The 13,656-nt window shown below is 65.3% G+C and carries 17 protein-coding genes and 1 pseudogene; 7 read left to right on the top strand and 11 right to left on the bottom strand.

The features are described 5' to 3' along the window. Positions 1–93: 93 nt before the first annotated feature. A complete protein-coding gene (locus tag OKW44_RS04840) occupies positions 94–321 on the bottom strand; it encodes a hypothetical protein (protein WP_026226654.1) in 228 nt (75 codons plus the stop codon). Between the two features lie 80 nt (positions 322–401). Here OKW44_RS04840 and OKW44_RS04835 point away from each other — a divergent pair. Beyond that, positions 402–776 (top strand): annotated as a pseudogene (locus tag OKW44_RS04835) (EamA family transporter); the annotation flags it as partial. Here OKW44_RS04835 and OKW44_RS04830 read toward each other — a convergent pair. From OKW44_RS04830 to OKW44_RS04810, 5 genes are all read right to left on the bottom strand, one after another. Next, the gene (locus OKW44_RS04830; protein ID WP_018425186.1) at positions 773–1,231 is read right to left on the bottom strand and encodes a ferritin-like domain-containing protein; all 459 of its coding nucleotides are present in this window, start codon (positions 1,229–1,231) and stop codon (positions 773–775) included. The pseudogene OKW44_RS04835 and the gene OKW44_RS04830 overlap by 4 nt on opposite strands. A gap of 162 nt (positions 1,232–1,393) precedes the next feature. After that, positions 1,394–3,475 carry a transketolase gene (tkt, locus tag OKW44_RS04825; RefSeq protein WP_018425187.1) on the bottom strand — a complete coding sequence of 694 codons (2,082 nt, stop codon included), beginning with the start codon at positions 3,473–3,475 and terminating at the stop codon, positions 1,394–1,396. A gap of 265 nt (positions 3,476–3,740) precedes the next feature. Then, on the bottom strand, positions 3,741–4,286 hold the full coding sequence (locus tag OKW44_RS04820; protein ID WP_018425188.1) for a cupin: 546 nt from the start codon (positions 4,284–4,286) through the stop codon (positions 3,741–3,743). A gap of 53 nt (positions 4,287–4,339) precedes the next feature. Next, on the bottom strand, positions 4,340–4,516 hold the full coding sequence (locus tag OKW44_RS04815) for a hypothetical protein (protein WP_018425189.1): 177 nt from the start codon (positions 4,514–4,516) through the stop codon (positions 4,340–4,342). A 61-nt stretch (positions 4,517–4,577) separates the two neighbouring features. Continuing rightward, positions 4,578–4,904, bottom strand: coding sequence for a hypothetical protein (locus OKW44_RS04810; RefSeq protein ID WP_026226655.1), 327 nt, complete (start codon positions 4,902–4,904; stop codon positions 4,578–4,580). A gap of 196 nt (positions 4,905–5,100) precedes the next feature. Between OKW44_RS04810 and OKW44_RS04805 the strand changes: the two genes are divergently transcribed. Next, positions 5,101–5,337 carry a hypothetical protein gene (locus OKW44_RS04805; protein ID WP_018425191.1) on the top strand — a complete coding sequence of 79 codons (237 nt, stop codon included), beginning with the start codon at positions 5,101–5,103 and terminating at the stop codon, positions 5,335–5,337. A 47-nt stretch (positions 5,338–5,384) separates the two neighbouring features. Here OKW44_RS04805 and OKW44_RS04800 read toward each other — a convergent pair whose 3' ends face one another. After that, positions 5,385–5,630 carry a DUF6723 family protein gene (locus OKW44_RS04800; RefSeq protein WP_026226656.1) on the bottom strand — a complete coding sequence of 82 codons (246 nt, stop codon included), beginning with the start codon at positions 5,628–5,630 and terminating at the stop codon, positions 5,385–5,387. 176 nt (positions 5,631–5,806) lie between these two features. Between OKW44_RS04800 and OKW44_RS04795 the strand changes: the two genes are divergently transcribed. After that, entirely contained in the window at positions 5,807–6,175 is a 369-nt protein-coding gene (locus OKW44_RS04795) for a hypothetical protein (RefSeq protein WP_026226657.1), read from the top strand. Here the strand turns inward: OKW44_RS04795 and OKW44_RS04790 are convergent. Then, entirely contained in the window at positions 6,092–6,769 is a 678-nt protein-coding gene (locus OKW44_RS04790) for a MarC family protein (RefSeq protein ID WP_018425193.1), read from the bottom strand. The two genes, OKW44_RS04795 and OKW44_RS04790, sit on opposite strands and share 84 nt — an antisense overlap. A 349-nt stretch (positions 6,770–7,118) precedes the next feature. On the opposite strand from OKW44_RS04790, the gene OKW44_RS04785 reads away from it, so the two are divergent. The 3 genes from OKW44_RS04785 (at position 7,119) to OKW44_RS04775 (ending at position 9,617) form a co-directional block, all read left to right on the top strand. Further along, positions 7,119–7,334: a DUF3311 domain-containing protein gene (locus tag OKW44_RS04785; protein ID WP_018425194.1), complete on the top strand. Its 216-nt coding sequence runs from the start codon at positions 7,119–7,121 to the stop codon at positions 7,332–7,334. Then, positions 7,331–8,806 (top strand): sodium:solute symporter family protein, encoded by a 1,476-nt coding sequence (locus OKW44_RS04780; protein WP_018425195.1) that lies wholly within the window; start codon positions 7,331–7,333, stop codon positions 8,804–8,806. The genes OKW44_RS04785 and OKW44_RS04780 overlap by 4 nt, the downstream gene beginning before the upstream one ends. 160 nt (positions 8,807–8,966) lie before the next feature. Further along, a complete protein-coding gene (locus OKW44_RS04775; RefSeq protein WP_018425196.1) occupies positions 8,967–9,617 on the top strand; it encodes a glutathione S-transferase family protein in 651 nt (216 codons plus the stop codon). Between the two features lie 12 nt (positions 9,618–9,629). Here OKW44_RS04775 and OKW44_RS04770 read toward each other — a convergent pair whose 3' ends face one another. Continuing rightward, a complete protein-coding gene (locus OKW44_RS04770) occupies positions 9,630–10,826 on the bottom strand; it encodes a GGDEF domain-containing protein (protein WP_026226658.1) in 1,197 nt (398 codons plus the stop codon). Then, entirely contained in the window at positions 10,783–11,562 is a 780-nt protein-coding gene (locus OKW44_RS04765; RefSeq protein WP_018425198.1) for a hypothetical protein, read from the bottom strand. Before OKW44_RS04765 ends, OKW44_RS04770 begins: the two co-directional genes overlap by 44 nt. Positions 11,563–12,144: 582 nt before the next feature. On the opposite strand from OKW44_RS04765, the gene OKW44_RS04760 reads away from it, so the two are divergent. After that, positions 12,145–13,212: an aromatic acid exporter family protein gene (locus OKW44_RS04760; RefSeq protein WP_026226659.1), complete on the top strand. Its 1,068-nt coding sequence runs from the start codon at positions 12,145–12,147 to the stop codon at positions 13,210–13,212. A gap of 27 nt (positions 13,213–13,239) precedes the next feature. On the opposite strand, the gene OKW44_RS04755 is transcribed toward OKW44_RS04760, so the two are convergent. Beyond that, positions 13,240–13,620, bottom strand: a complete 381-nt coding sequence (locus tag OKW44_RS04755; protein ID WP_026226660.1) for a cupredoxin domain-containing protein — start codon at positions 13,618–13,620, stop codon at positions 13,240–13,242. Between the last annotated feature and the right edge of the window lie 36 nt (positions 13,621–13,656).

Raw genomic sequence — 13,656 nt, 5'->3', positions numbered from 1 at the left:
GGGTCTTCGCGCCGCGTCGCGAATGCTCGCAGGAAGGACCCGCGCCGCCGATCTACGGCTTTTCCAGCCGCTGGCGGCACTCGCGCAGCGAGGTTATTCACGCGCCGCCGTCTGCGTCAGTGCTGCGCGTATGTCGGCGAGCGCATCCTCGAACAGACCAAAAATGCAAACTTGGGCAACGGTTGAGAGACCGGAGAACTGTTCCGCGACTTCTTCCAGACTCAGCAGCGCCGCCAGTGCGTGCAGTTGATCGACGAGGATAACGGCGGTGTCAGGCATCGCGGTATCCGGTTGTACAGAGGCGTTCAGAAAGTCAGGCATGACGCTACCCCCGTCACATTGTTGTACGCCTGGATGAAAGCGGGCGTGGCGACGCGTAGCGTGCCGATGATACGGAATGAGTCAGCCTCGTGCTGTTCGTTGTTGCACTTCGCCATCTCGGTACGGCGCGTACAGGCGCGTACTTTTCCGTCGCGCCGCTTTTCGGTGTCATGCTTTCGCTGATCATATGGCCCGCGCTACCCGATCTGTCTTTCTGGATTGCCGCCGCTCTGATGGTGCTGGGCATCTGGCTACATGTGCGCGAGCGGCATCAGCATGAGCACAGCCATGAGTTACTTCAACACGCGCACCGGCATCTCCATGACGCGCACCATCAGCACGCGCATGATTTTCCTTATGCCGGTGAGGAGCCGCACACGCACCCCCACGTGCATCTGCCTATTACACATTCGCACGCGCATTTCCCCGATATCCATCATCGGCATCAGCACTAGCTGTCCTCCGACGTCGTCATTTCCCCAGGGCGGCGCAGCATCTTGTCGACTTCGCCCGCGTGCATCTCCTCGACGTGGATCATCTGACGGGCGAACTCCTCGAGTGCAACCGAGCGGTCCTCGACGAGCGCCAGCAGGTCGCGATACAACTGCAACGCAAGATTCTCGGCTTGCAGCGACTCGCGGAGGATCGAAGAAATATCGAAGGTGTGCGAGTCGAGCAGAGGACCGATCGCCAGCGACGGATAGGCGCCCAGAGTCGTGATCCATTCGCCGGCCTGCTGTGCGTGCAACAACGATTCATCGGCCTGCGCGCGCAACCACGACCTGATCGGAATGCGTCCGAATCCGAAAACAAGGAACGAATAGTGCGTATATCGGACGACGCCGGCCAACTCGGATTCGAGAATCCGGTTCAGCACCGCAACAACGTCTTCCTTATTGATCTCGGCCATTTGAAATCTCCTTTCATGGCGCGGCGAGGCGTCCGGCCTCGCGACCGAGCAGGCCGGCGAGCGGCCGCAAACCGTGGCCGCACGCCTGATCGAAACGGATAGATCCCGCCGGCCCACCGCTTTTCGCATCAAGCGTTCACGACGTCGACGAGCGCCGCACGCTCAAGTGCCCTTCCCCTTCTTCACCCGCTCGATCTGCTGCTTCGCCGCCTGATACACGGCTTCCGGCGTAAAACCGAATTTCTTCTTCAGATCCGCGATCGGCGCCGACGCGCCGAACGTATGCATGACGACCTGCGCACCGAGCCGTCCTGTATACCGATCCCAGCCGAGCGACGCAGCCTGCTCGACCGCGACGCGCGCCTCGACGTCCGCGGGCAGCACCGACTCCTGATACGCGCCGTCCTCGCGCTCGAAGATGTCCCACGAAGGCATCGACACGACGCGCGCCGCGATGCCCTCGCTCTTCAGCTTCTCGTACACGTCGGCGCAGATCGATAGCTCGCTGCCGGTCGCCATCAGGATCACCTCTGGCTTCTTGCCAGCGGGCGCATCGGCGAGGACATACGCACCGTGCCTGACGCCGCTCGCGGACGCATAGCGGCTCCGGTCGAGCGTCGGCAGCGGCTGGCGCGACACGACGATGCACGCCGGCCGATGCGGCTGCGTCAGCGCGACACGCCATGCCTCGGCCGCTTCGTTCGCGTCGCCGGGACGCAGCACCGTGAGGCCGGGCACGCCGCGCAACGACGCGAGCTGCTCGATCGGCTGATGCGTCGGACCGTCTTCGCCGAGCCCGATCGAATCGTGCGTGAACACAAAGATGGCAGGCACTTCCATGATCGCGGACAGGCGGATCGGCGGCTTCATGTAGTCGCTGAAGATCAGGAACGTCGAGCCGTACGCGCGCAGATTCGATATCGCAAGACCGTTGACGACCGCGCCCATCGCATGCTCGCGAATGCCGAAGTGCAGATTGCGGCCGGCGTAGTTATCCGCCTGGAAGCTGCCGGCGCCTTCGAACTTCAGGTTGGTTTTCGTCGACGGCGACAGGTCCGCCGCGCCGCCGATCATCCACGGCACACGCGCGGCAATCGCATTGAGCACCTTGCCCGACGATTCGCGTGTCGCGATGCCCTTCGGGTCCGCGTTGAAACTCGGGATGTCGCTGTCCCAGCCCTGCGGCAATTCGTGCGCCTCGATCTGCGCGAATTCGCGCGCGAGCTCCGCATACTGCTTTTTATAGCTGTCGAACTTCGCCTGCCATTGTTCGCGCGCCGCCTTGCCGCGCGCGCCGATGCCTTGCGCGAAGCGCTCGTGCACGCCCTCGGGCACGTAGAAGAACTTGTCCTCGGGCCAGCCGTAGAACTTCTTGGCCAGCGCGACTTCCTCGACGCCGAGCGCTTCGCCATGCGCGGACGCGGTGTCCTGCTTGTGCGGCGCCCCCCAGCCGATGATGCTGTGGACCACGATCAGCGTCGGCCGGTCGGTCACGCTCTTCGCTTCGACCAGCGCCTTTTCCAGCGCGGCGGTGTCGTTCGCATCGCCGACGTGCAGCGTGTGCCAGTTGTAGCCGTGAAAGCGGCTTGCCACATCGTCGCTATACGCGAGGTCCGTATGGCCTTCGATCGTCACGCGGTTGCTGTCGTAAATCCAGATCAGGTTCGACAGCTTCAGATGACCCGCGAGCGATGCCGCTTCGTGCGAGATGCCTTCCATCATGTCGCCGTCGCCGCAAATCGCGTACACGCGGTAGTCGAACAACGACGCGTCCGCGCGATTGAAGTGGCTCTCGTACCAGCGCGCGGCCATCGCCATGCCGACGCTATTGCCGAGCCCTTGCCCAAGCGGTCCCGTGGTGGTCTCGACGCCGGTCGTCATCCGGTACTCGGGGTGGCCCGGCGTATTGCTGTCGATCTGGCGGAAATGCTCGATGTCGTCGAGCGACACGGCCGGCGCGCCGGTCGGCTTGCCGTGTTCGTCGACGGCTTTCACGTTGGCCAGATGCAGCAGCGAATAAAGCAGCATCGACGCATGCCCGGCCGACAGCACGAAGCGGTCGCGATTCGGCCACAGCGGCTCGTCAGGGTCGTAACGCAGATGGTGTTGCCACAGGTGATAGGCCACCGGCGCGAGCGCCATCGGCGTGCCGGGGTGGCCGGAATTGGCTTTCTGCACGGCGTCCATCGACAGCGTGCGGATCGTATTGATGCACAACTGATCGAGGGCGGAATCGTTTTGCATGGGACGCTCCTTATTCGGCAATTCGGCAGACGGCCGACGCGCGCCGCGGAGCGCGCGGACGGATCGGCGCATCGTGTCGACATGGAATCGCGCGCGTCCGGGCATGTCGATAAGGACGCGAAACCGCACGTGGAACCGCACACGTGCCAGGGTCACCGCCGAAAGCGCGCGGGGAAATCGCGGCGAAGCCCACAGATGATGCGCCTAACCGCGCAAGCCTGCACGCCACGCCGCCGCAGGCCGGTTGCTTCGCGAACGACGAAGTTCAGGCCGACTGCAGCCAAAGCTCGACGACCGGACCATGCTTGCCGTCGATCGGATCGAGCGGCGGAAACGGCAACGCCAGCATCTCGGTGAGTTCCTGCGGCGTCAGCGCTTCGCGGCGAATGTCCCATTGCTGCCCCAACGGATAGCCCGCCACCACCTGAAAATGCCGCTCGAACGATTGCAGACAATGGCCGGTGCCGGCCGGCAGCAGCAGCACGTCGCCCGCGCGCACCGTCACCACGCGTCCGCCCGGCCCGCCGACGATCACCTCGGCGCTCGCGTCGGTCACGCCGAGCACCTCGTGCGCGGTCGCGTGAAAGTGATGAAAGTCGAAGATGCTGTTGCGCCACTGCGCCGGCCATGCATTGCGCTCGAACAGGATTTCGAACCCGGCGGCCAGATTGCCGCTGCGGGGCGACAGCGCGCGCCGGTACAGCACCACCGGCAGCTTGCTGTTGTTCGGCACCCAATCATGCGGCTCCAGCATGAACGCTTCGTATTCGGTCTGCGCGGCGTCGAAGCCGTGCCTGGACTCGTTGAACATGGTTGCTCCTGGCTTGTGATGCGGTTGCCGCGAACCCGCGGACGAGCAGCCGGCTAGCCTCCGCCGATGCCCTGCAGCACCTTGCCCGTGCCGCCGCACACCGCGCAGCGAGCGCCCTCGACCTTGCCCGTGCCGTGGCAGGCGGCGCACAGGTCCTCGCCAGCACCCGGCGTGTTGGGCGGCGCTTCGTCGCCGGGGTTCATCGATTCGGTTGGATTGTCCGGTTGCATGCGCTTTCTCCGGTTGGATGTTGACGGATTCGAGGCGCGGGCTGGCACGCATCGCGCTGCGTCATTGCTCGCCCGGCTGCTTGTGATGCGATTCGCGCCCGCCGCCCCCCGGCGGCTCCGCGTGCTCGCCGGTGCCGAGCGGCACTTCGGCGCCGTGGCGCGGCCGCTCGCTCGACCGTGGCGGATTGGTCGCTTTGTCCACGCCGGTCTGCACGACCGGTTCGATGCCGAGCGGACTCGGCTCGACGTAGTGCGTGCCGCTCGGCTTGTTGCGGGCTTTGACTTCGTCGGACAGCGTGGGTGCGGCGCGGTTCTCTGGCGGCGCGGACTTCTCGCCGCCCGGCGTCGCGCTCTGCGGCGGGGTGTCGGTCGATTGGGGATCTTGCATCGCGCCCTCCTCGTTTGTTCTGCCGTCGATTCGCGTCATTACGCGCCATCTCGAACGGGCACCTGGTTCATGCAGCAACATTCGAGCCTTGCCGGAGAAGTCCGCGCGCAGCGCAACAGGCACGGCCGTTGCGGCCTCGAAGGCAGTAGCACGGCACGTTCGCTTTGTAAAAAAGCGCCCCCGAAAGGAGAATCTCATGAGCATTACGACAATTCGCGTATCCGATACCGAGGTGCAGGTCGAGCGCACGCTGTACACCTTCGCGCAAAAGAGCGACGCCGATGCGTTTCAGAACTGCGTTGTCGACGGTTCGATCGACACCTGCTATCGCGATCATCCGCCGCTGTCGGCGCGCCCCACCCTGCCCGACGAACATCTGGACGATCCCGCGCGCGGCAGCACGATTTCGCCGTCGCTCGGCGGTATGCCTTGAGGGCTCTGCGCCTCTCACGGAAGCACTGCCAAACCGGCTGCGCCCGCTCAGCCTTCGGGCGCGGCACGATCGGCCGCGACGAGCTGGCGGCCGTACGCAATCGCGGCGCGGCGTGCTTCGTCGGCGGTCGCATAGGGGCCGATCTGCGGTGCGCCCTCGAACGGGAACAGAATCCGCTTGTCCGCTTTCCTCACAACCTTCAGTCCACCTATGTATCGGCCGTCGCCTGTTCCGTGATAGCTGGCGAAAATCTCGAAGTCGTCGTCGGCAACGTCGGCCTTGTGTCGCGCCATATGCGCTCCTCGTCCTGTGCTTTGCGTGGCGATGTCCACTGTGAGCCGGGCGCGCGCGGTCATCGCGATGCGGCGCGCGTGCCGCATTCCAGCAATTGACGTTCCACGCGAACGACATCCGTCGGCATGCGGCACGAGCATTGCGCGTCTGAATGAAGACTATGGGGAGAGGACTGATGGATTTACCTGACACGAGCCGGCAAGCGCCCAGTGCAATCGGCACATTCGACCTGAACCCGACAACCCACGCGCAAATTTCGATGCAGTCGCTGTCGCTGCCGCTGCATCCGCATACGCCGATGCCGCCCGAAGTCGACCCCGACATCGCGCCGAACACGCCGCCGCCGAACATCGACCCCGATCCGATCCCGGACGATCCGGTCGACGTTCCGCACGAACCACCGGAAGGCGATCCACCTGCGGCGCCGCCGCCACAGCATGCATGGCGCAGGCGTGCGGCGCTAGCCCGCCGGCGGGCGCATCGTCGCGATCGGAATCAGGAATTCGGACACGCCGGTCAGAATGATCTGTACGCCGATGCATAGCAGCAGGAACGCCGACACCCGCAACGCGACCTTGGTGCCCTCGACGCCGAGATAGCGCGCGAGGATCGTCGCGCGGCTGTAGATCAGATACACGCAGACGGCCACCGCGAACGTGATGGCGACCGACGCGATGCCCGACATCACGAACGCCGACAGCTTGTGCGTGCGATTCGCCGACAGCGCGATCGCGGTCGCGATCGAGCCGGGCCCAGTTGTCAGCGGCACGGTCAGAGGAAAGAACGCGCGCGATTTCGCGGTTTCGGCGTCGACTCGCTTGACTTCCGTCTGCTCGACCGCCGGCGTGTCCGGCGCATTGAGCATTTGCCAGCCGCCCACGGCAAGCGCGAGCCCGCCGCCGATGCGCAGCGCCTCCATCGAGATACCAAAGAAATGCAGGATCGGCGTGCCGATGAAGAATGCCACCAGCAGCACAACGGCGGCGTTGATCGCGATCTTGCGGGCGAGTAGGGTGCGCTCGTCGAGGGTCAACGACGCGGTCCGGTCCAGAAACACAAACGCGCCGCTGAACGGATTGATGATGCTGATTAAGCCGATAAAGCCAAACATGATGTCCGAGATCAGACTTTCGACCATGTGCGTGTCCGTGTGTCTGCTTGTCTGCGTGTGCTCGCGCGAGTTCGCGCCTGGGCGCGCTGCCGGTCATGAACCCGGTTGGAATCGCCCGGTCCGGAAAATGCTGCAATGCTCGCAGATCATATCGCGGCGCGCCAGTCGGCCTGCAAAAAAGCCGCGCGATGCCTTGCGCGCGACGGCGCGTCCCGCTTTGCACTGCAGCAATCCGGGCTGGAAAGATGCAAGTGCAACGGTCGAAACTCCGACATTTATTTTGACCTGCTTTACGGGACCGAAGTATCCGGCATACAGTCCTCAGCGAAGCCGGAATTTCAACGACACATCCCTACTGGTTCGAGGAGTTGTCCACATGCTGCTTCGTGTACTTGCCGCGTTGCCGTTCGTCGGCATCCTGGTCGGCGTTTCGTTTGTCAATCGCGTCGAGCCGATCGTGCTCGGCATGCCGTTCGTGCTGGCCTGGATCGTCATGTGGGTGGTGTTGAGCGCGATCATCATGGCGATCATCTATAACCTCGATCCGTCCAACCGACACGTCGCCGCCGATGGCGAGGAGGTTCGCCCATGAGCGCCCTCGTCATCATCGCCGCCGTTACGCTATTCGCGCTGTTCCTCGGCGTGCGCGCAAGGCGCGGCCACGACATGAGCCTCGAGCAGTGGACCGTGGGCGGCCGCAGCTTCGGCACCGCGTTCGTGTTCCTGCTGATGGCCGGCGAAATCTATACGACCTTCACGTTCCTCGGCGGCAGCGGCTTCGCGTACGGCAAGGGGGCGCCGGTCTACTACATCCTCGCGTACGGCACGCTCGCGTACATCCTGTCGTACTGGATGCTGCCGCCGATCTGGCGCTACGCGAAGACGCACCGCCTGGTCTCGCAGCCGCACTTCTTGAGGCGCAAATACGAGAGCCCGGCGCTCGGCACGCTGGTCGCGCTGGTCGGCGTGGCCGCGCTGATCCCGTACCTGGTGCTGCAATTGAAGGGCCTCGGCATCATCGTCGCGACCGCGTCGTACGGTGCGATCTCGTCGACGGCGGCGATCTGGATCGGCGCGATCGTCGTGACCTCTTACGTGATCGTGTCGGGCGTGCGCGGCTCCGCCTGGAACTCGGTGGCCAAGGATCTGCTGATTCTCGCGATCGTGCTGTTCCTCGGCATCTATCTGCCGCTGCATTACTACGGCGGCATCGGCGCGATGTTCCGCACGATCGACGCCGCCCGTCCCGGCTTCCTGACCTTCCCGGCGCGCGGTTCGAGCGTCGTGTGGTTCCAGTCGACGGTGCTGCTGACCGCGCTCGGCTTCTTCATGTGGCCGCACACGTTCGGTTCGATCTTCACGGCGAAGGACGAGCGAATCTTCCGCCGCAATGCCGCGATTCTGCCGCTCTATCAGCTGATCCTGCTGTTCGTGTTCTTCGTCGGCTTCGCGGCGACGCTGCGCGTGCCGGGCCTGAAGGGCGCCGACATCGACCTGTCGTTGTTCCGCCTGTCGCTGCAGACGTTCGATCCGTGGTTCGTCGGCGTGATCGGCGCGGCCGGTATCCTGACCGCGCTGGTGCCGGGCTCGATGATCCTGACCTCGGCGTCGACGCTGCTCGCGAACGACGTGTATCGCGGCATGGTGAACCGCAACGCGTCGGATGCATCGGTCGCGGTGATCGCGCGCGTCCTCGTACCGGTCGTGGCGCTGGTCGCGGTCGCCTTCACGCTGAACGGCGGCGAAACCATCGTCGCCCTGCTGCTGATGGGCTACAGCTTCGTCACGCAATTGTTCCCGGCCGTGCTCTGCAGCCTGTTCCCGCACAACCGCGCGACCAGGCAAGGCGCGTTCTGCGGCATCGTCGCGGGTGTCGCGGTGGTCACACTGACCACGACGCTGCACTGGAGCGTCGGTCAACTGATGCCGTTCCTGCCCGATGCGCTGAAGGACGTCAACATCGGCTTCCTTGCGCTCGCGGTGAACGTGATCGTGTTCGTGATCGTCAGCGCGGTGACGCAGCCGAGCGTAGCCGAGCAGGAGAAGCACGCGTCGGCGCATTGAAAGACATGGCCGCGGCGTGATTCGAGGCTTGCTGTTTCGAGCGCCCGCATTTGCGTAGCTGGCGCCTGACGCATCTGAAGGGGCTGTTCGTTTCGGCGACAGCCCCTTATTCTTTCTGTTCACGGCTCGACCGCGCTCTCGACGATCCACGGAGTCCCGAATGTCCTACGTTCTCTACTACTCGCCCGGCGCGGCCAGCATGCCCGTGCACTGGATGCTGCTCGAAATGGGCGTGCCGTTCGAAGCGCACCTCGTCGATATCGACGCGGGCCAGCAGCGCGATCCCGAGTATCTGCGTCTGAATCCGGCCGGGCGCGTGCCCACACTGGTCGTCGATGGCGTGCCGCGGCATGAATCGGCCGCGTTGCTGATGCTGCTCGCCGAGCGCCACGCCGAGGCCGACCTCGCGCCCGCGCCAGGCTCGGCCGCACGCGCGGAATGGCTCGAATGGATGATCTACCTCGCGAATACGCTGCTGCCCGCGATGCGCGACTGGTTCTACGCCGGCAGCGACGGTGACCCTGCGGGCGCCGAGGCGGTGCGCGCGCTCGCGCAACGCCGCATCGAAGAAGCGTGTGCGCGGCTCGACAGGCATTTCGCCGACGGCCACGCATATCTCGCGGGCGGCAAGCTCAGCACCGCCGATCTGCTCGCGCTCGTGCTGATGCGCTGGACCCGCAACATGCCCCACCCGGCGACGGCGGGCTGGCCGCATCTCGCGAGCTATATCCGCAGGCTGCGCGCACGGCCGGCGTTCATCGAACTCAACGAGCGCGAAAAGCTGACGGAGTGGCGCAACGAAGCCCAGTGACGTTCAGGCGGTTCACAACGTCGCTTCCCTGCCCGTCTGCGTCGCGAACGCGAAACCGTTCTTGCCGTCGCGCTTGACCTGATACATCGCGGCATCGGCGGCGGCGACCAGACGGCGGTGATCGTCGACGTCGTCGGGATAACTCGCGATGCCGACGCTCGCGCGCACGCCGCCGATTCCCATCTGTTCGTCGGTGTCGACCACGCAGGCCATCAGCCGGCGTGCGATCTCGGCGAGCTCGTCATCGCCCGCAAAGGTGCGCACCAGCACCGCGAACTCGTCGCCGCCGATGCGCGCGACCAGATCGCCTTTGCGCACCGAGGCGCGAAACCGGGCGGATACCGCGGCGAGGAATTCGTCGCCGGTGCGATGCCCGAACGAATCGTTGACCTGCTTGAAGCCATCGAGGTCGATATACAGCACGGCGAAGCGCTGCTCGACGGCTGCGGTCCGCGCGTGCCTGGCGGCGGAATCGAGCGCGGCCAGCAGCTTGCGGCGGTTCGACAGGCCCGTTAGCGAATCGTGCAGCGACGCCAGCTCGAACTCGTGCGACTGCCCCGCGAGCTGCCGGTTGCGCTTCGCGTACATCCCGAGCGTCGTGATCAGCATGCAAAACAGCAGCGCGGCGAGCGCGATCAGCGTGCGCGCGACGTGCGCGACGCGCAGCCGCACGTCGGCGCTCGACGCGTCGCGTTGCGCGCGCCAATAGGCCGATACGCTGCCGAGCACCGTCGCTATGGCTTCGGGCGTCGCCTGTGTCGGCGACATCGACGGAATGGGCGGTGCCGGCGACGGACTCGCGTTGACGAGCGCCGCGAGCGACGCGAAACGCCGCGCGAGTTCGGCGCGCGCCGCGTCATAGGCCGGCACGAACGACGCGTCGTGACTCGCCGGGGTGTCGGCCATCCGCTGCCACGCGGCCAACTGTTCGCGCGCGCTGTCGACGCGCCCGGCGGCTTCGAGCACGAGGCCCGCGTACTCCTGCTTCAACTGATCGGAAAACACCGTGCGGATCTGCATCGCCACATACAGCAGGCCGAACAGCAGACACAACAGCGCGGCCACGCCGACGCTCGCGGGCCCCGGCCGGAAGCGCCACACCGGCACGCGCGCGCGCGCGGCGCCGCGCAGCCCTGCTCGCCCCGCTGGTCCGACGACCGCGTCCTCAGGGATGGGAGTAGGTATCTTGTTGCCGTCGGCCGTTGTCATGTTGACGATAGCTCACGCGTCGAAAGAACTGTCCGATCCGCGCAAACAGACCGCCCTTGTGCTGCGACGACGCGCGCCGCTCCTGCTGTGCGAGCCGCGTTTCTTTCGCGTCGTGACCGGCCGCGGGCTTCGCGGTGGAATTGGCGGCATTGGCGACGTGCCGCGTGTAGCCCGGCGGTGGCGTGGGAACGATGGGGGCTGTGGGTGGGTTGGCCGTCATATCCGCGGACATATCCGCCGACATATCCGCCGAGGTATCGACCGGCGTATCGGCCAGCGTGGCGGTGAGATTCGGGTCAGGCGTACTCGGACGGATCTGCCCGGACCACGCGGCCGGGTTGGTGTCCTCGAAGCCGCCGTTCGCGCCGGCCGCTTCGAGCGCTACTGGCGCGGCGCGCTGCCTGGCTGACGGCATGACAAAGGGCGCGGCGGCCTCCTCCGGCGCGTGCGCGACGGCCACCGTCGGCACCCCGGCCGATGTCGATGAACCGAGCGCCTGGCGCGCGCCCGCAATGGCATCCGCGTATGTCTGCTGATCCTGGTTGAACCAGACGCCGTAGGCGACGGTGCCCATCACACCGAAGGTCAGCGCGCCGGCCGCCGCGAGGCACAGGGCGAGGCGGCCGAAGCGCGGGGGCGGCACGCCCGCTTCGTCCGGGCCGTCGAGATCGAAGCCGGAGGACCGGCTGTCCGTTGCGAAATGACGCAAGTCGGTATCGTCGGGATCGGTAACCATCGCAATACGCTCCGGGTATGCCACTTCCTGCTGACGAGCTGGCGCGCTGACGAGCCGGTGCGTAAACCGAGCTCGCGGGCTGCCGCTGCACGCAATGCTCAATGAATGTAATCCTGTCGCGAACGGCAGACAACACGGCAGCGTTGCGTTTCCGCCTCGCTTCCGGTGGTCCTTCGAACGACGCCGCCAGAGACCGCGTGAGTTGGCAAAAAAGCGTGCAAAGCCGGTAAAAACTCCAACCCGGCAAAGCGCCCGATAGCCAGCCGTGCGCCTGCCGTGAGCCGATGCGACGCGGATTCTGCGAAACGCGCCAACGCGGTCGCCGTTCTGCATGCAACAACCGGGCCTGGCGGCGAACGCGCGCGCGACGCCGAACCGCCGCTTGGAACCCCGTTGGACTGCGGGCGCCGCGCGCGCCTCGAGGAGCATCCCGCGATGCCGGCTACCGTGCGAATTCCCGAAGCCGTCCGTGCCGGATGGTAAGGTCACGTGCGCGCATGTCGCGAACGCCGCGCCGTTCCGGGCCCAACGGGGCCCGGCCCACCGGTGCCCGGCCCAACGTCATCGGTCAGCAAAAAAATCATGTCGAACAGGTATCAGCACCAACCACTCACGCCGTTGCGCCGAGCGCTCGCGCGCTTTTCTCTGTCGGAAACCGCCAAGTACACGAAGCTGACGCTCGGCCTGTGGATCGGTTTCGGCATCCCGTACCTGCTCGGCTACCCGGACGCGGCCGTGCCGCTCGCCGGTTCGACGATGTTGACGCTGGCGCTCGGTAGCTCGATTTCGGCGGCTCGAAGCTACTTCTACAAGCGCGTGTTTTCGAACGTGGTGGCGATGCCGATTGGCACGCTGCTGATCTGGCTGACCGCGCCACACCTATGGATGGGCGCGGCGCTGCTGCCGGTCGTGATCTTCAGCATCGTCGCGCTGCGGCCGTCGCTGTTCCAGATGACCAGCATCACGGTGCCGATCACGCTCGTCCTCTATACCGGCGAACATCTTCCGCTGCTCGAACAGCGCCTGATTGGCGTGGTACTCGGCATGTTGCTCGGCTTCGTCATCCAGCAGATCGCGTTTCCGCCCGATCACGGCTACTGGGCGAACACGCTCGTCAACGACGGCAACGAACAGGCCACCGATGTAGTCGCGCAACTGGCCGCGGGACAGCTCGACAAAGCGCAGATCAGGCCGGCGGCCTCCAGGCTGCGCACGCTGAGCACGAACCTGAAGCAGGCGCACCTGCTGCTGAAGACCGACCTCGAGCAGGCGTGGGTGTCGCCGCATCTGAAGCGCAACGCGGCACGGCTGCCGGTCTTCGCGAGCTATCAGGAGACCTTCGATTCGCTGGTCAATTTTCTTGAAACGATGGACACGTTTCACGATCAGTTCGCCGCGCTCGACGCCGCGTGGCGCGAAATGTTCCTCGCGCGGCTCGCGCGGCTCGTCAACGCGCACCGGCAACTGGCCGAGGCGGCGGACCTGCGCGTCGAGCGTCCGCCGCTCGACGCGCCGCCGCTGCATATGGAGGACCTGCGTCAACTGACCGGGGACCTGCCCGCGTCGAACGTGTTCACGAGCGTGTACCTCGGGCATCTGACCGGCTATGGGATTCTGCTATGCCGGTTGAGCGAGCTGCATACGGCGTGAGGGGTGCGGGTTGCCCGGTTTCACCGCTTATTGCACGGTAATGGTCGCCTTCATGTTCGGATGGATGCCGCAAAAGATCTTGTACACGCCCGGTTTATCGAATTTGAACTGATAGGTGTCGTCCTGATCGAGCGCGGCCGAGCGGAACAGGCCCGCGTCGTTGACCACGGTGTGCGGCTCGCCGTCGAGATTTTTCCATGTGACCGTCGTGCCCGCCTTGATGGTCAGTTCCATCGGCGAGAACATGAAGTTCTTGATGACGATCGCGTTAGGCGTCGACGCGACGGTCTGTTTTTGCACCTGCATCGGCATCGTCGTTTGCGCAAGACCGAGCCCCGCCGACACCGCCAGAATCGCGACACTGCCGAGCAGAATCGCGAGCGCGCGGCCCATCATCCTGGTTAGCATCATTGACCTCCTCGAGCGTAAAAGTAGCGCGTGTCG

The organism is Paraburkholderia lebeckiae (genome assembly GCF_050436325.1).
GTDB lineage: Bacteria > Pseudomonadota > Gammaproteobacteria > Burkholderiales > Burkholderiaceae > Paraburkholderia > Paraburkholderia tuberum.
The sequence above is the reverse complement of the archived record's forward strand: the minus strand, read 5'-3'. Positions and strand labels throughout refer to the sequence as shown.